This is a genomic window from Streptomyces zhihengii, assembly GCF_016919245.1.
Classification (GTDB): domain Bacteria; phylum Actinomycetota; class Actinomycetes; order Streptomycetales; family Streptomycetaceae; genus Streptomyces; species Streptomyces zhihengii.
This window is the reverse complement of the sequence record NZ_JAFEJA010000001.1, coordinates 3,771,863-3,790,683: the sequence shown is the minus strand read 5'-3', so window position 1 is coordinate 3,790,683 and position 18,821 is coordinate 3,771,863. Positions and strand designations below refer to the sequence as shown.

The window sequence follows — 18,821 nt, the reverse complement described above, 5'->3', positions numbered from 1 at the left end:
CGGTTCACCATGGGTCTGTAATCGCGGGAACACCCCGCGTGCACGTGCATCTGCCAGTGCATCCGCTCATGCATCGGCATATGAACACAGCTATGATCCGGGACAGTTGACACCTGCACCTTGCACCCCGGGAGCGACTTGTGCACCACGTGTACAACGGCATGACGGCCACGGAGCTTCAGGGAGTTGTCTGGCAGAAGAGCCGGCACAGCAACTCCCAGGGCTCCTGCGTGGAGTTCGCCAAGCTTCCCGGTGGTGATGTGGCCATGCGCAACTCACGGCATCCCGAAGGCCCCGCACTTGTGTACACGCCGGCGGAGATAGAAGCGTTGCTTCTGGGCGTGAAAGACGGGGAGTTCGACCATCTGGTCGCGTGAGCGACCGAGGCCGCGCCCCGTTCGGCGCGGCCCTTTCTCTTGCTCCCGAGCGATGAGCCGGGCCCCTGTGACTGGACCGTGAGCCCGCCCCTGTACCTGAACCGTGAGCCGGCCGGGCGGGTCAGCCCAGCCGGAACAGAGCCCAGACCACCTTGCCGCGCAGCGAGCCGGCGAGCGGGTGCCAGCCCCAGCCGTCGCTGAAGGAGTCGACGAGGAACAGACCGCGTCCGGACTCGGCCGCGAAGTCCTCCTCGGACTCGCGCTCGGCGGGCCCGTCGTGGCTGGGGTCGCGCACCGCGCACACCAGCCGGCTCTTCCACCGCATCAGATGCAGCCGCACCGGCGGTTCGTACGCGGCCGTGTGCACCGCGGCGGACGTCTCGTCGGGCAGCGCGTGGCGCAGCGCGTTGGTGACGAGTTCGGAGACCACGAGGGAGACGTCGTCGAAGCGGTGGCCGAGTTCCCACTGGCCGAGCGTGCTCCGGGTGAACTGCCGTGCGCCGCGCACCGCTTCGAAGCGGGCGGGCAGGGCGCAGGAGGCGGAGCTGGAGACGCCGGCGGGATCGATCGGCGGAAGGCCCTGCCTTAACGGCTCGAGCATGGTCGATCCATTCGTCCCCATGCGAGGCACTCCCGGGAATCGCGGCTGTGAAGCTACAACACGAACGAGCACGCAGGTGCGCGGGGCCCATGCTTCCCAATGCCCCCGGCAGATGCAAGGGCAGATGCACGTGCACGCGCCTGACCTGTCCATGCCCGTGCCGTTTCTTGCTCATTTCTTCCGCGATTCTCTTTAGTGCCGTGTTCAACTTCTGGCCAAGAGTCGCTCGTTTCTGTAATCGGACGAGTACGGGGTGAAGCGTTTGGTGGCAGAATCCCGCTCTTGGGGTTCGGGGGGACCTCGGAGACGATCGGTGCACGCCTGCAGGGCGCAGAGAGATGGGGAGGGTCGGGTCGTGGCGGCAGGAGAGACGGCTGAGTCAGCCGGGTCGTGGGGTTACCCCCGCCCGGACGGTCCGGGCGGAGGCTCGGTGGTACGGCGCATCCTGCTGGGCTCCCAGCTCAGAAGACTGCGCGAGTCCCGCGGTATCACCCGCGAGGCGGCCGGGTACTCGATCCGCGCCTCCGAATCCAAGATCAGTCGTATGGAGTTGGGCCGGGTGAGCTTCAAGGCGCGTGATGTCGAGGACCTCCTCACCCTCTACGGAGTGGCCGACGACGCCGAGCGCGGCTCGCTGCTCGGCCTCGCCAAGGAGGCGAACGTCGCCGGCTGGTGGCACAGCTTCGGCGATGTGCTGCCCGGCTGGTTCCAGACGTACATCGGCCTCGAAGGCGCCGCCTCGCTGATCCGCATCTACGAGGTGCAGTTCGTCCACGGGCTGCTCCAGACCGAGTCCTACGCCCACGCCGTGGTCCTCCGCGGCATGCCCGACGCGCCGGCCGCCGAGATCGACAAGCGGGTCGCGCTGCGCCTCGAACGCCAGAAGGCCCTGGTCTCCGAGAACGCCCCGCAGCTCCATGTCGTCCTCGACGAGGCCGCCCTGCGCAGGCCCTACGGCGACCGGTCCGTGATGCAGGACCAGCTCCGGCACCTCATCGAGGTCTCCGAGCACCCGAACATCACCCTCCAGGTGATGCCGTTCAGCTTCGGCGGTCACGCGGGCGAGAGCGGCGCCTTCACGATGCTGCGCTTCCCCGAGTCCGACCTCTCGGACATCGTCTACCTGGAGCAGCTCACCAGCGCCCTCTACCTCGACAAGCGCGAGGAGGTGGCCCTGTACGAGAGGGTGATGGGGCGGCTGTGCGAGGACAGCCCCGACCCGGCCGAGACCCGGGACGTCCTGCGAGGGCTCCTCCAGCTCATCTGACTCCTTCAACTCGACTGAAACGTCAGTACGATGACGCCACATCAGATACGCGTCAGCACGCTGTGCCCGCGCCGGCCACCGCCGCATTCGCCCATGGAGCAGTGATCGCATGTCCTTCTTCACCGAACTGGCACTTCAGTACATAGACGGCGAGTGGAAGCCGGGCAGCGGCTCCTGGGACATCATCGACTTCAACCCGTACGACGGGGAGAAGCTCGCGTCCATCACCGTCGCCACGGCGGCCGAGGTCGACCAGGCGTACCGTGCCGCGGAGCGGGCCCAGGAGCAGTGGGCCGGGACCAACCCGTACGCCCGCCGGCTGGTGTTCGAGAAGGCGCTGCGCATCATCGAGGACCGCGAGCAGGAGATCGCCGAGACGATCGTCGCGGAGCTCGGCGGCACCCGTCTGAAGGCCGCGTTCGAGCTGCACCTGGCCAAGGAGTTCCTCCGCGAGGCGATCCAGCTCGCGCTGCGCCCCGAGGGACGCATCCTGCCGTCGCCCGTCGACGGCAAGGAGAACCGGGTCTACCGGGTCCCGGTGGGCGTGGTCGGCGTCATCAGCCCGTTCAACTTCCCCTTCCTGCTGTCGATCAAGTCCGTCGCCCCGGCGCTCGCGCTCGGCAACGCGGTGGTGCTGAAGCCGCACCAGAACACGCCCGTCTGCGGCGGCTCCCTGGTCGCCAAGGTCTTCGAGGACGCGGGCCTGCCGCCCGGTCTGCTGAACGTCGTCATCACCGACATCGCCGAGATCGGCGACGCCCTCCTGGAGCACCCGGTCCCGAAGGCGATCTCCTTCACCGGCTCCGACAAGGTGGGCCGCCACGTCGCGACCGTGTGCGCGGCCAACTTCAAGCACGCCATCCTCGAACTCGGCGGCAACAGCGCCCTGATCGTGCTGGACGACGCGGATGTCGACTACGCCGTCGACGCGGCCGTCTTCAGCCGCTTCGTGCACCAGGGCCAGGTCTGCATGGCCGCCAACCGCATCCTGGTGGACCGCTCGGTGGAGGCGGAGTTCACCGAGAAGTTCGTCGCCAAGGTGCGGACGCTGAACGTCGGCGACCCGGCCGACCCGGCCACCCACATCGGCCCGCTGATCAACTCCTCCCAGGCCGAGGCGGTCTCCTCGCTGGTCGAGCAGACGGTCCGGTCCGGCGCGACCGCGCTGGTGCACGGCGCGACCGAGGGCAACCTGGTGGCGCCGTCGGTGCTCACCGGCATCCCGGCCGGCTCGCCCGTGCTCACCCAGGAGATCTTCGGCCCGGTGGCCCTGCTCATCCCGTTCGACGGCGAGGACGAGGCCGTGCGGATCGCCAACGACAGCCCCTACGGCCTCAGCGGCGCCGTGCACACGGCGGACGTCGAGCGCGGCGTCCGCCTCGCCAAGCGCGTCCACACCGGCATGATCCACATCAACGACGGCACGGTCCACGACGAGCCGATCGTCCCCTTCGGCGGCGAGAAGCACTCCGGGGTGGGCCGGCTGAACGGCGACTCCATGCTGGACGCCTTCACCACCCAGAAGTGGATCTCGGTGCAGCACGGCCGCTCGCGCTTCCCCTTCTGAGCCCAGAGGATCCTCCGGGCCCGCGGACCTTCCGGCTCCGCGGGCCTTCCGCATGCCCGGACCGGGATCCGCCCTCTCCGCAGGCGCCCCGGCGCCCCCGACACGTCCGGCGCGCGCGGAGCCTTGAGGACAGAAGTTGTCCTCAAGGGTCCGTAGCGTGTGGGGTGTGGGAAGGAGAGGTCCTTCCCCGGACCGGAAGGCGGACACCATGGTCACTCACGTTCCCGCGGAGGCACACGGTGACGAGCGCGGCGCGCTGATCTCCTTCGTCGAGGCGCAGCGCGGTGCCGTCCGGCGATCGGTGCTCGGACTGACCGAGGAGCAGGCCGCGAGCCGCCCCAGCGCCAGCGAGCTCTCCCTCTCCGGTCTGCTCAAGCATGTCGCCGAGACCGAGCTGAACTGGCTGCGGATGGCGCAGCGGAAGCCGAACGAGAAGCAGCGGACCGAGGACACCTGGGGCGACAGCTTCCGCCTCGTGGACGGCGAGACCATCCCCGGTGTGCTGGCGTTCTGGGACTCCGTCGCCCGGGAGACCGAGGAGTTCGTCCGCTCGGTGCCCAGCCTGGACGACACCTTCCCGCTGCCCCCGGCGCCCTGGTTCCCGAAGGATGCGGAGGTCTCGATGCGCTGGCTGATGCTGCACCTGGTGGAGGAGATCGGCCGGCACGCGGGCCACGCGGACATCATCCGGGAGTCGCTCGACGGCAAGGGCGCGTTCGACCTGATCGCCCTGGAGCACGCCGCCGACTGAGCCCCGGGGCCGGGGCTCCCGCCTCCCGCCGATTCCCCGGGCTCCCCGCCTGCGCCGATCCCCGGGCCCCGGGCTGCCACCGCACCGACCGGTCAGCCGGACGGGCCCGGGCGCGGGGCCCGGGCGCGTCCGCGGTGCGGGCCGGCCCCGGCGGACCCGCCCCCTCAGCCCTCCAGCTCGCGCAGCCGCGCCAGCGCGTCCGCCGCCGACTGCCGTTCGGCCGGGCCCAGTTCGACCGCCGCCGCCCGCGCCAGGGTGGCCGCGGCCAGCGCGTCGTCGCCGAGGCGCCCGGCGATGTCGCTCCGCAGCACCAGCAGCCGCAGCAGTTGCACGGGCGTCGGCCGGGTGTCCTCGCGGCCGAGCGCCCGGTCGACGATCCGGGCGGCGCCCGGCAGGTCCTCCTTGGAGTCCGCGAAGAGGTCGGCGAGGTGCAGCGCCTTCTCGAACGTCTCCCGGGGGACGGGCGCGAGGCTCTTGTCCGCGGCGATCTCCTGGCCGACCCGGACCGAGTTCCCGCCCGGGTCCGACATCAGGAACTGGCGCATCCCGTACGACATGTCCTTCAGCGGGCCGATGCGCGGCAGCCCGCGCCGGGGGATCCGCCCGTACGCCTCCTTCAGGCCGCCGCGGAAGGTCTCGTAGAGGGCGTCCACGTCGTCGGTGACGATGTAGACGCCCGAGTAGGAGCCGGCCGGATCGTAGTCCTTCATCCCGAAGAACTGGAGCTCGACGGGGCCCCGCCGGACGGCCGCGTACGGGTAGGGGCTCTTCTGGAGGTAGGTCGTCTCGAAGCCCAGGGCGGTGTAGAAATCGACGACCGGCTGGATGGACCGGCAAGGGAGGAGCGGGATGGTCTTCTCGGTCATCCCACTACTCTAGTCAAAGTTGAATAGAAAGGAATCGCGATGTCGGCGATCCGGCTTCTGGTCCTCGGCGCCGTGCGCCAGCACGGCCGGGCCCACGGCTACCAGGTCCGCAACGACCTGGAGTACTGGGGCGCCCACGAGTGGTCCAACGCCAAACCGGGCTCGATCTACCACGCGCTCAAGCAGATGGCGAAGCAGGGACTGCTGCACGCCCATGAGATCGCCCCCTCCACCGCGGGCGGCCCGCCGCGCACCGAGTACGAGATCACCGACCGGGGCACCGAGGAGTACTTCGCCCTGCTGCGGGCGTCCCTGACCGCGTACGACGCGAAGACGGACGTGCTGTCGGCGGCCATCGGCTTCATCGTCGACCTCCCGCGCGAGGAGGCCGTCGCCCTGCTGGCCGAGCGGGTGCGCGGCATCGAGGAGTGGCGGGCGTCGGTGACCGGCTACTACACCCCGGAGGAGGGCCCCGAGGTCCTCGGCCACATCGGCGAGATCATGAACCTGTGGGTCGCCTCGGCCGACTTCGGCGCCGAGTGGACCCGCGGGCTCATCGCCCGTGTCGAGGCCGGCGCCTACACCTTCGCGGGCGAGGGCGATCCCTTCGTCGGCGTCCTCGCCGAGGGCGAGGAGAACCCGTACGCGACGGGCGAGCGGCACGCCGGCGACGAGGGCTGAGCCCGGCGCCGGCGGGCCCGTGGCGGCCGCCGGCGCCCGTGCTCAGTGGTGGAAGGCCGTGGCCACCGCCGTGTCCCTGCTCAGCGGATGCGGCTGGTCGCGCAGTTCGGGCAGCAGCTGCCGCAGGTCCTCCATCAGCAGCTCCGCCAGATCCGCGGAGAAGCCGTTGCGGCACACCACCCGCAGCACCGACAGGTCCTCCCGGTTCGCCGGGAAGGTGTACGCGGGCACCAGCCAGCCCCGTTCGCGCAGCCGGCGCGACACGTCGAACACGTCGAAGCGGGTGACGTCGTCCGCGGTCGTGACGGCGAACACCGGCAGCTCGTCGCCGTGGGTGAGCAGCCGGAAGTCCTCCAGCTCGCCGATCCGCCGCGCCAGCCCGGTCGCGATGTCCCGGGCGGCCTGCTGCACGGCCCGGTAGCCCTCGCGCCCCAGCCTGAGGAACGTGTAGTACTGGGCGACCACCTGCGCGCCCGGCCGGGAGAAGTTGAGGGCGAACGTCGGCATGTCGCCGCCCAGGTAGTTCACCCGGAACACCAGCTCCTCGGGCAGCTCGGCGGGGGAGCGCCACAGCGCCCAGCCGACACCGGGGTACACCAGGCCGTACTTGTGGCCCGAGGTGTTGATCGAGGACACCCGCGGCAGCCGGAAGTCCCACACCAGGTCCTCGTCGAGGAACGGGGCCACCATCGCCCCGGACGCGCCGTCCACATGGACCGGGATGTCGAGCCCGGTGCGCTCCTGGAGCGCGTCCAGCGCCGCGCACACGTCCGCCACCGGCTCGTACGAGCCGTCGAAGGTGGACCCGAGCACGGCGACGACACCGATGGTGTTCTCGTCGCAGAGGTCGGCCGCGGCCTGCGCGTCGAGATGGAAGCGCTCGCCCTCCATGGGCACCAGCCGCGCCTCCACCTCCCAGAAGTTGCAGAACTTCTCCCAGCAGACCTGCACGTTGACGCCCATGATCAGATTGGGCCGGGCGGAGCCCGGATAGCGGTCCGCGTTCCGCTGCGCCCAGCGCCGCTTCAGCGCCATCCCGGCGAGCATGCACGCCTCGCTGGACCCGGTCGTCGAGCAGCCCACCGCCGTCGACGGGTCGGGCGCGTGCCACAGGTCGGCGAGCATGGACACGCACCGGCGCTCCAGTTCGGCGGTGCGCGGGTACTCGTCCTTGTCGATCATGTTCTTGTCGCGGCACTCGCCCATCAGGACGCCCGCCTGGGGCTCCATCCAGGTGGTCACGAAGGTGGCCAGGTTCAGCCGGGAGTTCCCGTCGAGCATCAGCTCGTCGTGGACCAGCTGGTAGGCGGTGTGCGGCGCGAGGGGGCCGTCCGGAAGGCGGTGCGTGGGTGGCGCGGACGACATGCCGGCCACGGGGTCGGCCTCGCCGAAGAAGGGGTTGAGGGAGAGCCTGGCCCGCTCCTGGGTGCTCTCGCCCGGGTCCGCTGCGCCTTGGTGAAGTGCCATACATCTCAGGCTCGTACGGGCTCGTACCCCCCGCAACGCGAGGCGTCGACGCGGGCCTCGCACCGCCGGGTCGCACCCGTCGGGGCCGGCCCGCGCCGCCGGGTCACACCCGGGTGATCACCACCGCGGTGCCGTAGGCGCACACCTCGGTGCCCACGTCCGCCGCCTCGGTCACGTCGAAACGGAACGCCAGCACCGCGTTGGCGCCCCGGCTGCGCGCCTGCTCCACCAGGCGCTCCATGGCCTGGTTGCGGGTCTCGACCAGAGTCTTGGTCAGGCCCTTCAGCTCACCGCCGACCATCGATTTCAGCCCCGCGCCGATCTGGCTGCCCAGATGCCGTGAGCGGACGGTCAGGCCGAAGACCTCACCGATCACCTGATCCACCCGGTGACCCGGGACGTCGTTCGTCGTGACGACCAGTACGTCGCTGCCCGGGCCCTGCCCGCCGCCGTAGTCCTCGATACCCATGGATCCAGCTTCCCGGCCCGTCGCCCCGGGCGCATCCGCGAGGCACCGGTGGAACGCGGGACCCTTCTTGTGCGTTGATACTTTGGGGCGGCCGACTTTGCCGACCGACCCACATCACACACAGGAGTCCGGACCTCGTGAACACCCTTGCGCTCGGGCCTAGCTGGCTCGACCCGGACTATCTGATCACCACATTCGGGCTGATCGGCGTCCTGGTCATCGTCTTCGCCGAATCCGGCCTGCTCATCGGTTTCTTCCTCCCCGGTGACTCGCTGCTGTTCACCACCGGTCTGCTGGTGACCACGGGCAAGATCGACATGCCGCTCTGGCTGGTGTGCATGCTGATCGTGCTCGCCGCGGTCATCGGTGACCAGGTCGGCTACCTCTTCGGCCGCAAGGTGGGCCCCGCGCTCTTCAAGCGCCCCGACTCCAGGCTGTTCAAGCAGGAGAACGTCGAGAAGGCCCACGAGTTCTTCGAGAAGTACGGCCCGAAGTCCCTGGTCCTGGCACGCTTCGTGCCGATCGTGCGCACGTTCACGCCGATCATCGCCGGTGTGAGCCGGATGAACTACCGCTCCTTCGTCACGTTCAACGTCATCGGCGGGGTGCTCTGGGGCGCCGGTGTCACCCTGCTCGGCGCCGCGCTGGGCAAGGTGGAGTTCGTCCATCAGAACATCGAGGCGATCCTGATCCTGATCGTCCTGATCTCGGTCGTCCCGATCGCCGTCGAGTTCCTGCGGGCCCGCTCCAAGAGCAAGAAGGCGGCCGCCGCGGGCGAGGGCCCCGACACCAATCCGCCGTCCTCGCGCGGCCGTCACGCCAAGCGCTGAACGCCCCGCCACGCACCGCCAGAAGCGCTCCCGGCCCGCCGCCGGGGGCGCTTCGGCGTTCCCGGCGGGGACCCCGCGAGCCCGCGGCGCCCCCGTCCGGCGTCAGAAGCCGCGGGTCCGCTTGGCCGCGCGCCGGCCGCCCGGCTGCTGCTCGCCCGGCACGCCCGCGACGCCCGGGACCCGCAGGAAGAGCCGGGTCGTCTCCGCGCCCAGGTTCACCCCGATCGCGATGGCCAGCGCCAGTGCCGCCGCCTTGCTGAGCGAGGCCAGCCCCGGGTTGAGGTCGCCCCGGGCGATGGACAGCAGCCCGAAGTACGTCGCGCTACCGGGCAGCAGCGGGCCGATCGCGGCCGTGACGTACGGCAGCGCGGAGGCGAAGCGGTAGCGGGCCAGCATCTGCCCGAAGATGCCCACCAGACCCGCCGCGGCGGCCGTCGCCGCCACCGGCGACACCCCCGCGGTGTCCGCCAGCGCCCCGTACACGACCCAGGCGACCCCGCCGTTCAGCGTGACCAGCCACACCGTCGAGCGTTCCTGCTGGAGCATCACGGCGAAGCACAGCGACAGGGTCATCGCGGCGAGGGTCTGCACCACCGCCCGCTGCACGCTGTGGATCGCGGTCTCGGGCTGGAGACCGGCGTCGAGCGCGAAGCCGAGGTAGAGCACGCCCAGCACACCGACGACGATGCCGACGACGAGATAGCCCACCTCCAGCAGCCGGGCCGCCGCCGTGATGTAGAAGCCGGTGAGCCCGTCCTGGACGCCGGCCACCAGCGCCCGTCCCGGGATCAGCGCGAACAGGCCACCGGTGATCACCGCCGACGCCCGCACCTCCAGCGGGGACAGCGAGAGCGCCACCCCGACCGCGGCCGGGGGCATCGCGGCGGCCACGAACTGGTAGAACTCCGGCAGCCCGCGCCCGGCGGCCAGCCAGGCCAGCCGGTCGCCGAGCATGGCGCTCACCGCCGCGGCCAGGAACACCACCAGGTCACCGCCGACCAGCACCGAGGCCGCGCCCGCGAGCAGGCCCCCGGCCAGCGTCAGCGCCCAGCCGGGGAAGGGGTGGCGGTTGCGCCGGATCTCCGCGAGCCGCCGGTACGCCTCCTCCAGCGTGACCTCGGACTCCTCCGCGCTGATGTCGTGGACCAGCCGGTACACCGCGGCGAGCCGGTTGTAGTCGGTGCCGCGCCGGCGGACGGTGCGGTTGGCCGTCACCGGGTCGTCCACCAGGGACGGCTGATAGGTGATCGACAGCAGGGTGAAGGTGACGGTCGGCTCGCAGCGGTCCAGCCCGTACGAGCGCGAGATGGCGAACATGGCCGCCTCGACGTCCTCGGCGCCCTCGCCGCCCGCGAGCAGCAGCTCGCCGATACGCAGCGTCAGGTCGAGCACGCGCGGCACGGCGGGCCCGGCCTCGTCCTGCCGGTGCGCGGTCTCCGGGACCGGCCGCTCGCCCACGGGCATCCGCAGCATGGCCCGCATCCGGTCCTGCCAGGGAGCGCCCTTGGTCACCCGGACGACGGGGATGCCGTGCGCGGGGGTGAAGGCGGGGGGCGAGTTCTTGGCGCTGTACGTGGACGGCGGCGCGAAGGCCGAGCCCTCGGGCTCGGGGGGCGGCTCCGGGACGAGCCCCCGCGGAACGGCGAACTCCGAACTGGGGTGGTCCTCTTCGGGCGCCTCCGGCTGATCCAGCCCTGCGGGATGGCTGAAGGCGCTGTGCGCCTCGTCGGACTGAGGTTTCCGGTCTTCCGGACCCTCGGACTCCGCCACCACTCGTCGACCTCGCTCCCTCTCGTACCAGCCCCTGTCCGGCGCTTCTGCCCAGTATGGGCACGGACATGGGGCGACACGCGACGCGGGCGGGACACCCAGGGTGTCCCGCCCGCGCCGGAGCGTGTGCCGGGTGGCGTCAGTGAGCGCCGCCCTGCGCCTCCAGGCGCTTGTAGGAGGCCTCGATCTCGGCCTCGGCCTCGGCGCGGCCGACCCAGTCGGCGCCCTCGACCGACTTGCCGGGCTCCAGGTCCTTGTAGACCTCGAAGAAGTGCTGGATCTCCAGGCGGTCGAACTCCGACACGTGGTGGATGTCGCGCAGGTGCTCGACGCGCGGGTCGGAGGCCGGCACGCACAGCAGCTTGTCGTCGCCGCCGGCCTCGTCCGTCATCCGGAACATGCCGATGGCGCGGCACTTGATCAGGCAGCCGGGGAAGGTCGGCTCGTCCAGGATGACCAGCGCGTCCAGCGGGTCGCCGTCCTCGCCGAGGGTGTTCTCGACGAAGCCGTAGTCGGCCGGGTAGCTGGTCGAGGTGAAGAGTCGACGGTCCAGGCGGATCCGACCGGTCTCGTGGTCCACCTCGTACTTGTTCCGCGACCCCTTCGGGATCTCGATGGTGACGTCGAACTCCACGGGTGGCTCCTCCATGATCAAGACATAGCAAGACGCGATTGACGGTGATTAAGTGTCCCTCACGCACGTGTGTGATCGCGAAAGGGGCTGGTGCGGGGTGCCGAAGGTCAGGACGTGGCAGCTCGCGGCGGGTGCTGCCGTGGTCGGCCTCGCCCTCTCCGCCGGGGCGGTGACCGCGGCGGGGCCCTGGGACACGGGTCAGCGTAAGGCCGAGCGGCGGTGGGCGGCCGCCCACCAGGGTACGGGTGGCGCACATCACGAGGCACCGGCCGCGAAGCGGCCCGCCCCGGCGCCCAGCGCCCCCGCCGTGCTGGCCGCCCTGGGCGGTTCGTCGACCCGGCCGCGCGCGGCCGAGGCGCCCGCGACCCCGCCGGCGTCCCTGGCGAAGACGCTCGGACCGCTGCTCGCCGACGCGGGCCTCGGCCCGTCGCCGGCCGCCTGCGTGATCGACCTCACCACCGGCGAGCGCCTCTGGGGCAGCCGCGCGGCCGAGCCGATGACCCCCGCCTCCACCGTCAAGATCGCCACCGCGGTCGCGGCCCTCTCCGCGGCGGGCCCCGACCACCGCATCCCCACCACGGTCGTCGCCGCTCCCGGGGCACGGCAGATCACCCTGGTCGGCGGCGGCGACGCCTCCCTCGACCGGGCCCGCCTCGCGACCCTCGCCGACCGCACCGCCGAGGCGCTGCGCGAGAACGGGACCGCCGCCGTCCGCCTCGGCTACGACACCTCGCTCTACACCGGCCCGCTGCTGCACCCCATCGGCCCCAACGACAACATCGCCCCCGTCAGCGCCCTCATGGTCGACCAGGGCCGCAACGACCCCCGCAGCACCGGCCCCGCCACCCGCTCGGCCGACCCGGCCCGGGAGGCCGCCCGCGTCTTCGCCGACCTGCTGCGCGAGCGCGGCGTACGGCTCCAGGGAGCCCCCGCGCACGGCCGCGCCGCGGCCGGGGCGGTGCCGCTGGCCCAGGTGCTCTCGGTGCCGGTGTCCGCGCTCGTCGAGCGCATGCTGACCACCAGCGACAACGACATCGCCGAGTCCCTGGCCCGCCAGACCGCCATCGCCTCCGGCGGCAGGGCCGGCTTCGCGGGCGCCTCCGGGGCGGTCGCCGCGCAGCTGCGCAGGCTCCAGCTCCCGCTCACCGGCGCCCGCTTCGCCGACGGCAGCGGCCTGGACCGCCGGGACAGGGTCTCCGCCGAGCTGCTCACCGCGCTGCTCGCCCGCTCGGCCGACCCGGCCCACCCCGAACTGCGGACGGTGCTGACCGGTCTGCCGGTGGCCGGCTTCACCGGCACGCTCGACGACCGCTACGGCCCCACGTCCCGGGGCGCGGGCCTGGTCCGGGCGAAGACCGGCACGCTCACCGGCGTCAACACCCTGGCCGGGACGGTGGCCGGCGCGGACGGGCGGCTCCTCGGCTTCTCCTTCCTCGCGGAGGACACCTCCTCGCCGTACGAGGCGCAGGCGGCCCTGGACCGCCTCGCCGCGGCGCTCGCGGGCTGACGGCGGCCCCCAACACCTCTCCGCCCCACGGGTCGAGAACGTACGGTTGACGCATGACGAGCATCGGTGGTGCCGAGATGGTCGACTGGAACCTCGCCGTGGCGACCGCGACCCGCTTCGTGCGGCCGGGGCCGGACGTGAGCCGGGACGAGGCGCGTGCCGTCGTCGCCGAGCTCCGCCGGCACGCCAGGGCGTCCGAGGAACATGTGCGCGCCTTCACCGGGATGATCCCGGAGGGCTCCCGTCCGCAGGACACCCCCGTCCTCGTGGTGGACCGGGCGGGTTGGGTCAAGGCCAATGTGGCGGGCTTCCGCGAACTGCTGCGGCCGCTGCTGGACAAGATGCAGGAACGCAGGTCGGGCTCGGCCGGCGGCGCCGTGCTGGGCGCGGTCGGCGGCAAGGTGACCGGCGTGGAGCTGGGGATGCTGCTGTCCTTCCTCGCCTCCCGGGTGCTCGGCCAGTACGAGACCTTCGCCCCCGCCACCCGTGACATGCCCGCGGGCGAGCCGGCCCACCCGGGCGGGAACGGCGGCGGCCGGCTGCTGCTGGTGGCGCCCAACATCGTCCACGTCGAGCGCGAACTGGGCGTGGATCCCCACGACTTCCGGCTGTGGGTCTGCCTCCACGAGGAGACCCACCGCACCCAGTTCACCGGCGTGCCCTGGCTGCGCGACCACCTGCAGGGCGAGATCCAGTCATTCCTCGGGGAGACGGACGTCGATCCGATGACCTTCCTCGAACGGCTCCGGGAGGCCGCCCAGTCCCTTGCCGGCGCCCGCCCCGAGGGCGAGGAGGACGAGGGCCGCTCGATCGTGGAGCTGGTGCAGACGCCCGCCCAGCGCGAGATCCTCGGCCGGCTGACCGCCGTGATGTCCCTGCTGGAGGGCCACGCGGACTACGTGATGGACGGGGTCGGACCGGACGTGGTCCCCTCGGTTGGGGAGATCCGGGAGAAGTTCCAGCAGCGCAGGGCCCGCGGCGCCAGCCGTCTCGACCTCGCGCTGCGCAAGCTCCTCGGCCTCGACGCCAAACTGCGCCAGTACCGCGACGGCGAGCGGTTCGTGCGGGCCGTCGTCGACGAGGTGGGCATGGACGGCTTCAACCGCGTCTGGACGTCCCCCAACACGCTCCCGACCAAGGCGGAGATCGCCAAACCGGCGGACTGGGTCGCGCGGGTGCACCGTAGAGCAGAGTCGTGAACGGCAGGACGCGCGTGGCACAAGCGCGCCCCTCCAATCACCCGTCCGAGGGACCGTAGGCCGTGGATAGGCGTGCAATGCTCGGGTATTGGCTCGGTTCTGTCACCATCGACGCACTCTGAGTGACCGGCTCGGGGTGGCCGGTCCCCTGGGGCCGCCCCCGCCGGCGTCCGAGCCACCCCCTCCCGAATCTCCACGAAGGGAACCGGACATGGGTCCCCATCCTGCGGTCGCGGCGATACGCCTGGCGGTCCGCCGCGTCCTCCACGAAGTCCTCACCCAGCACGCCGTGCACTCCGGCGGTGCCGCGCTCGCGGCCGCCTCCCCGGCCCGCGCCGGGGCCGGCGGCGTCGCCACCGGCCGGCCGGAACCGCTCGTGCTCGTCGCCTGCTCCGGCGGCGCCGACTCCATGGCGCTCGCCTCCGCCCTCGCCTTCGAGGCCCCCAGACTCTCCGTCCGGGCCGGCGGGATCACCGTCGACCACGGCCTCCAGGACGGCTCCGCCGAGCGCGCCGCCGAGGTCGCCGGACGACTCGCCGCCATGGACCTCGACCCGGTCGAGGCCGTCACCGTGCACGTCGGCCGTGCGGGCGGGCCCGAGGCCGCCGCGCGCGACGCCCGCTACGCGGCCCTCGACGAGGCCGCCCAGCGGCTCGGCGCGTCGGCCGTCCTGCTCGGGCACACCCGCGACGACCAGGCCGAGACCGTGCTCCTCGGCCTCGCCCGCGGCTCCGGCATCCGTTCGCTGTCGGGCATGGCCGCCGTCTCGGGGGCGGCCGGCCGTTACCGCAGACCCTTCCTCCAGCTCGACCGGCAGACGGCCCGCAAGGCGTGTCTCGTCCAGTCGCTGCCCGTCTGGGACGACCCGCACAACGCGGATCCCGCCTACACCCGCTCCCGGCTGCGCCACGAGGGCCTGCCCGCCCTGGAGAAGGCGCTCGGCAAGGGCGTCGTCGAGGCGCTGGCCCGCACCGCGCAGCTCTCCCGCGACGACGCCGACGCGCTCGACAGCTGGGCCGCCGACGCCGCCGCCGACGTGCGCGACGACACCGGTGAGCTGGAGTGCGCGAAGCTGTTCTCGCTGCCGCCCGCCGTGCGGCGCCGGGTGCTGCGCAGGGCCGCCATCGACGCCGGCTCACCGGCCGGGTCGCTCTTCGCCCGGCATGTCGAGGAGGTGGACCGGCTCATCACCGGATGGCGCGGTCAGGGGGCCATCAATCTGCCCGGCCGGGTTCAGGCGCGTCGGCAGGGTGGCAGACTGGTCATTCGGCAAGGCTGAACCGCCGAGACAGAAAGCGACGCGGGTGAACGAGAAGGACATGGGCAGCGACCTCCAGTCGGTGCTCATCACCAAGGAAGAGATCGACGCGAAGCTCGCCGAACTGGCGGCCAAGATCGATGCGGAGTACGCGGGCAAGGACCTGCTGCTCGTCGGGGTCCTCAAGGGCGCCGTGATGGTGATGGCGGACCTGGCGCGTGCGCTCGCCTCCCCCGTCACCATGGACTGGATGGCGGTGTCCTCGTACGGCGCGGGCACCCAGTCGTCCGGTGTCGTGCGGATCCTCAAGGACCTGGACACCGACATCAAGGGCCGGCACGTCCTGATCGTCGAGGACATCATCGACTCGGGTCTGACCCTGTCGTGGCTGCTCACCAACCTCGGCTCGCGCGAGCCGGCCTCCCTGGAGGTCTGCACGCTGCTCCGCAAGCCGGACGCGGCGAAGGTCGCGATCGACGTGAAGTGGATCGGCTTCGACATCCCGAACGAATTCGTCGTCGGCTACGGCCTCGACTACGCCGAGAAGTACCGCAACCTCCCGTTCGTCGGCACGCTCGCGCCGCACGTCTACGGGGGCTGAGCCCACGGGCACGCTGGGGAACCCAGCCCGCCTTTCCGCCGTTGGGGCAAGGGAAGGCGGTCGCCCGTGACAATGCTGGGGTACCGTCCCAGGAACAGTTGTCTGTTCCCATAGCAGTCTCATAGCAAGTCCCAACAGCGGCATTTACCTACGGGCAGGAGGGACGGGGCGTTCTCGCCCCGTATGGATGGACGTGAAGCGATACTTCCGTGGGCCGGTCATGTGGATCGTGCTGGCCGTCCTCGCCGTGGTCGTGCTGATGCAGGTCGTCGGCTCGTCCGGCGGCTACAAGACGGTGGACACCGGCCAGGTGGTCCAGGCGATCGACAGGAACCAGGTCAAGCAGGCCAAGCTGACCACCGGCGACGAGCAGATCATCAAGATCGAGCTCAAGGAGGGCCAGAAGGTAGACGGCGGCACCAAGGTGCAGGCCAGCTACATCGGCTCCCAGGGCGTCGATCTCGCCGACAAGCTGCAGGAGAAGTTCGAGGCGGGTGAGATCGAGAAGGGCTACACGGTCTCGCCGTCCAAGCAGAGCCCGTTCGTCTCGGTGCTGCTCTCTCTGCTGCCCTTCGTCCTCATCGTCGTGGTGTTCCTGTTCCTGATGAACCAGATGCAGGGCGGCGGCTCCCGGGTCATGAACTTCGGGAAGTCCAAGGCCAAGCTCATCACCAAGGACACCCCCAAGACGACCTTCGCCGACGTGGCGGGGTCCGACGAGGCCGTCGAGGAGCTCCACGAGATCAAGGAGTTCCTCCAGGAGCCGGCCAAGTTCCAGGCCGTCGGTGCCAAGATCCCCAAGGGTGTGCTGCTGTACGGCCCGCCCGGCACCGGCAAGACCCTGCTGGCCCGCGCCGTCGCGGGCGAGGCCGGCGTCCCGTTCTACTCGATCTCCGGCTCCGACTTCGTCGAGATGTTCGTCGGCGTCGGCGCCTCCCGGGTCCGGGACCTCTTCGAGCAGGCCAAGGCGAACGCCCCGGCCATCGTCTTCGTCGACGAGATCGACGCCGTCGGCCGGCACCGCGGCGCGGGTCTCGGCGGCGGTCACGACGAGCGCGAGCAGACCCTCAACCAGCTCCTCGTCGAGATGGACGGCTTCGACGTGAAGGGCGGCGTCATCCTGATCGCCGCCACCAACCGGCCCGACATCCTCGACCCGGCGCTGCTGCGTCCCGGCCGTTTCGACCGGCAGATCGCCGTCGACCGTCCGGACATGCAGGGCCGTCTGGAGATCCTCAAGGTCCACCAGAAGGGCAAGCCGGTCGCCCCGGACGTCGACCTCGGCGCCGTCGCCCGCCGGACCCCCGGCTTCACCGGTGCCGACCTGTCGAACGTGCTGAACGAAGCGGCGCTCCTCACGGCGCGCAGCGACAAGAAGCTGATCGACAACCACTCGCTGGACGAGGCGATCGACCGTGTGGTCGCGGGCCCGCAGAAGCGGACCCGGATCATGTCGGACAAGGAGAAGAAGATCACCGCGTACCACGAGGGCGGACACGCCCTGGTGGCCGCGGCGTCCCCCAACTCCGACCCCGTCCACAAGATCACGATCCTGTCCCGCGGCCGTGCGCTCGGGTACACGATGGTGCTCCCGGACGAGGACAAGTACTCGACCACGCGCAACGAGATGCTCGACCAGCTCGCCTACATGCTGGGCGGCCGGGCCGCGGAGGAGCTCGTCTTCCACGACCCGACCACCGGCGCGGCGAACGACATCGAGAAGGCGACGGCCACGGCCCGCGCGATGGTCACCCAGTACGGCATGACGGAGCGTCTGGGCGCGATCAAGTTCGGCGGCGACAACTCCGAGCCGTTCCTCGGCCGCGAGATGGCGCACCAGCGCGACTACTCGGAAGAGATCGCCGCGCTCGTCGACGACGAGGTCAAGAAGCTGATCGAGACCGCGCACAACGAGGCGTGGGAGATTCTCGTCGAGAACCGGGACGTCCTGGACAACCTGGTGCTCCAGCTCCTGGAGAGGGAGACGCTGGGCAAGGAGGAGATCGCCGAGATCTTCGCGCCGATCGTCAAGCGCCCGGCCCGCCCGGCGTGGACCGGCTCCTCCCGCCGTACCCCCTCCACCCGCCCGCCGGTGCTCTCCCCCAAGGAGCTCGCACTCACCAACGGCGCGGCGAACGGCACGGCCCCCACGGTGACCGACATCACCAAGGCTCCGGCCGAGCCCGTCACCGAGGAACGCCCCGAGGCCTGAGGCACCGCCTCGCACGGCCCCGGAATGGATGCCGCGTCCCCCAGGTTTTAGCCTGGGGGCGCGGCATTTTCGTGTGTCCGCGGCCAGAGCACACAGGAACGAGGCACAGATGACCGACCCGGTGACGCTGAACGGCGAAGGCAGGATCGCCGAGTTCGACGAGAAGCGGGCGGAGAACGCCGTGCGCGAGCTGCTGCTGGCCGTGGGCGAGGACCCGGACCGCGAAGGTCTCCAGGAGACCCCGGCGCGGGTGGCGCGCGCGTACAAGGAGATCTTCGCCGGGCTGCGGCAGCAGCCGGAGGACGTGCTGACGACCACCTTCGACCTGGGCCACGACGAGATGGTCCTGGTGAAGGACATCGAGGTGTACAGCACCTGCGAGCACCACCTGGTGCCGTTCCGCGGGGTGGCCCACGTCGGTTACATCCCCTCGGTCACCGGCAAGATCACCGGCCTCTCCAAGCTGGCCCGCCTGGTCGACGTCTACGCGCGCCGCCCGCAGGTGCAGGAGCGCATGACCACGCAGATCGCCGACTCCCTGATGAAGATCCTGGAGCCGCGCGGGGTGATCGTGGTCGTCGAGTGCGAGCACATGTGCATGTCGATGCGCGGGATCCGCAAGCCGGGCGCCAAGACGATCACCTCGGCGGTGCGCGGCCAGCTCCGGGACGTGGCCACCCGCAACGAGGCGATGAGCCTGATCATGGCGCGCTGAGCGCGGCGGTACGCTGCTGCCGGCCGGGCGGCGCAGGGCGGTGGCGTCC

General features: G+C 71.2%; 18 protein-coding genes. 12 read left to right on the top strand and 6 right to left on the bottom strand.

The genetic code is table 11. From position 1 onward, the window contains the following. Nucleotides 1-140: 140 nt before the first annotated feature. The gene (locus JE024_RS15905; RefSeq protein WP_018850445.1) at nt 141-377 is read left to right on the top strand and encodes a DUF397 domain-containing protein; all 237 of its coding nucleotides are present in this window, start codon (nt 141-143) and stop codon (nt 375-377) included. A 121-nt stretch (nt 378-498) separates the two neighbouring features. On the opposite strand, the gene JE024_RS15900 is transcribed toward JE024_RS15905, so the two are convergent. Then, the gene (locus JE024_RS15900) at nt 499-999 is read right to left on the bottom strand and encodes an ATP-binding protein (RefSeq protein ID WP_205374219.1); all 501 of its coding nucleotides are present in this window, start codon (nt 997-999) and stop codon (nt 499-501) included. Between the two features lie 409 nt (nt 1,000-1,408). Here JE024_RS15900 and JE024_RS15895 point away from each other — a divergent pair, with 409 nt between their 5' ends. From JE024_RS15895 to JE024_RS15885, 3 genes are all read left to right on the top strand, one after another. Further along, a complete protein-coding gene (locus JE024_RS15895; protein WP_205374218.1) occupies nt 1,409-2,245 on the top strand; it encodes a Sco1979 family transcriptional regulator in 837 nt (278 codons plus the stop codon). Between the two features lie 109 nt (nt 2,246-2,354). Further along, entirely contained in the window at nt 2,355-3,812 is a 1,458-nt protein-coding gene (locus JE024_RS15890; RefSeq protein ID WP_205374217.1) for an aldehyde dehydrogenase family protein, read from the top strand. Between the two features lie 208 nt (nt 3,813-4,020). Continuing rightward, nucleotides 4,021-4,563 carry a DinB family protein gene (locus JE024_RS15885; RefSeq protein ID WP_205374216.1) on the top strand — a complete coding sequence of 181 codons (543 nt, stop codon included), beginning with the start codon at nt 4,021-4,023 and terminating at the stop codon, nt 4,561-4,563. Nucleotides 4,564-4,727: 164 nt separating this feature from the next. On the opposite strand, the gene JE024_RS15880 is transcribed toward JE024_RS15885, so the two are convergent. Then, entirely contained in the window at nt 4,728-5,429 is a 702-nt protein-coding gene (locus JE024_RS15880; protein ID WP_205374215.1) for a bleomycin resistance protein, read from the bottom strand. A 39-nt stretch (nt 5,430-5,468) separates the two neighbouring features. On the opposite strand from JE024_RS15880, the gene JE024_RS15875 reads away from it, so the two are divergent. Beyond that, the gene (locus JE024_RS15875) at nt 5,469-6,110 is read left to right on the top strand and encodes a PadR family transcriptional regulator (RefSeq protein ID WP_205374214.1); all 642 of its coding nucleotides are present in this window, start codon (nt 5,469-5,471) and stop codon (nt 6,108-6,110) included. Between the two features lie 42 nt (nt 6,111-6,152). Here the strand turns inward: JE024_RS15875 and gad are convergent, their stop codons facing one another. Together gad and JE024_RS15865 are read right to left on the bottom strand one after the other, a co-directional pair. Continuing rightward, a complete protein-coding gene (gene gad, locus JE024_RS15870) occupies nt 6,153-7,577 on the bottom strand; it encodes a glutamate decarboxylase (RefSeq protein ID WP_205374213.1) in 1,425 nt (474 codons plus the stop codon). A gap of 103 nt (nt 7,578-7,680) precedes the next feature. After that, nucleotides 7,681-8,046, bottom strand: a complete 366-nt coding sequence (locus JE024_RS15865; protein ID WP_187741661.1) for a YbjQ family protein — start codon at nt 8,044-8,046, stop codon at nt 7,681-7,683. A gap of 137 nt (nt 8,047-8,183) precedes the next feature. Between JE024_RS15865 and JE024_RS15860 the strand changes: the two genes are divergently transcribed. Further along, a complete protein-coding gene (locus JE024_RS15860; protein WP_205374212.1) occupies nt 8,184-8,876 on the top strand; it encodes a DedA family protein in 693 nt (230 codons plus the stop codon). A gap of 102 nt (nt 8,877-8,978) precedes the next feature. On the opposite strand, the gene JE024_RS15855 is transcribed toward JE024_RS15860, so the two are convergent. Together JE024_RS15855 and JE024_RS15850 are read right to left on the bottom strand one after the other, a co-directional pair. Further along, entirely contained in the window at nt 8,979-10,649 is a 1,671-nt protein-coding gene (locus tag JE024_RS15855) for a threonine/serine exporter family protein (RefSeq protein WP_205374211.1), read from the bottom strand. A gap of 136 nt (nt 10,650-10,785) precedes the next feature. Then, the gene (locus JE024_RS15850) at nt 10,786-11,280 is read right to left on the bottom strand and encodes an inorganic diphosphatase (RefSeq protein ID WP_003968257.1); all 495 of its coding nucleotides are present in this window, start codon (nt 11,278-11,280) and stop codon (nt 10,786-10,788) included. Between the two features lie 97 nt (nt 11,281-11,377). Between JE024_RS15850 and dacB the strand changes: the two genes are divergently transcribed. The 6 genes from dacB to folE all read left to right on the top strand — a co-directional run bounded on the left by dacB (nt 11,378) and on the right by folE (nt 18,772). Then, on the top strand, nt 11,378-12,787 hold the full coding sequence (gene dacB, locus JE024_RS15845; RefSeq protein ID WP_205374210.1) for a D-alanyl-D-alanine carboxypeptidase/D-alanyl-D-alanine endopeptidase: 1,410 nt from the start codon (nt 11,378-11,380) through the stop codon (nt 12,785-12,787). Nucleotides 12,788-12,840: 53 nt separating this feature from the next. Beyond that, nucleotides 12,841-13,986, top strand: a complete 1,146-nt coding sequence (locus tag JE024_RS15840; protein WP_205374209.1) for an Rv3626c family coenzyme F420 biosynthesis-associated protein — start codon at nt 12,841-12,843, stop codon at nt 13,984-13,986. A 211-nt stretch (nt 13,987-14,197) separates the two neighbouring features. Continuing rightward, nucleotides 14,198-15,265: a tRNA lysidine(34) synthetase TilS gene (gene tilS / locus JE024_RS15835; protein WP_205374208.1), complete on the top strand. Its 1,068-nt coding sequence runs from the start codon at nt 14,198-14,200 to the stop codon at nt 15,263-15,265. Between the two features lie 40 nt (nt 15,266-15,305). Beyond that, nucleotides 15,306-15,845 (top strand): hypoxanthine phosphoribosyltransferase, encoded by a 540-nt coding sequence (gene hpt / locus JE024_RS15830; protein WP_205376560.1) that lies wholly within the window; start codon nt 15,306-15,308, stop codon nt 15,843-15,845. A gap of 187 nt (nt 15,846-16,032) precedes the next feature. Further along, nucleotides 16,033-18,057 (top strand): ATP-dependent zinc metalloprotease FtsH, encoded by a 2,025-nt coding sequence (gene ftsH / locus JE024_RS15825; protein ID WP_205374207.1) that lies wholly within the window; start codon nt 16,033-16,035, stop codon nt 18,055-18,057. Between the two features lie 109 nt (nt 18,058-18,166). Further along, nucleotides 18,167-18,772 (top strand): GTP cyclohydrolase I FolE, encoded by a 606-nt coding sequence (gene folE, locus JE024_RS15820; protein ID WP_205374206.1) that lies wholly within the window; start codon nt 18,167-18,169, stop codon nt 18,770-18,772. Nucleotides 18,773-18,821: the final 49 nt, after the last annotated feature.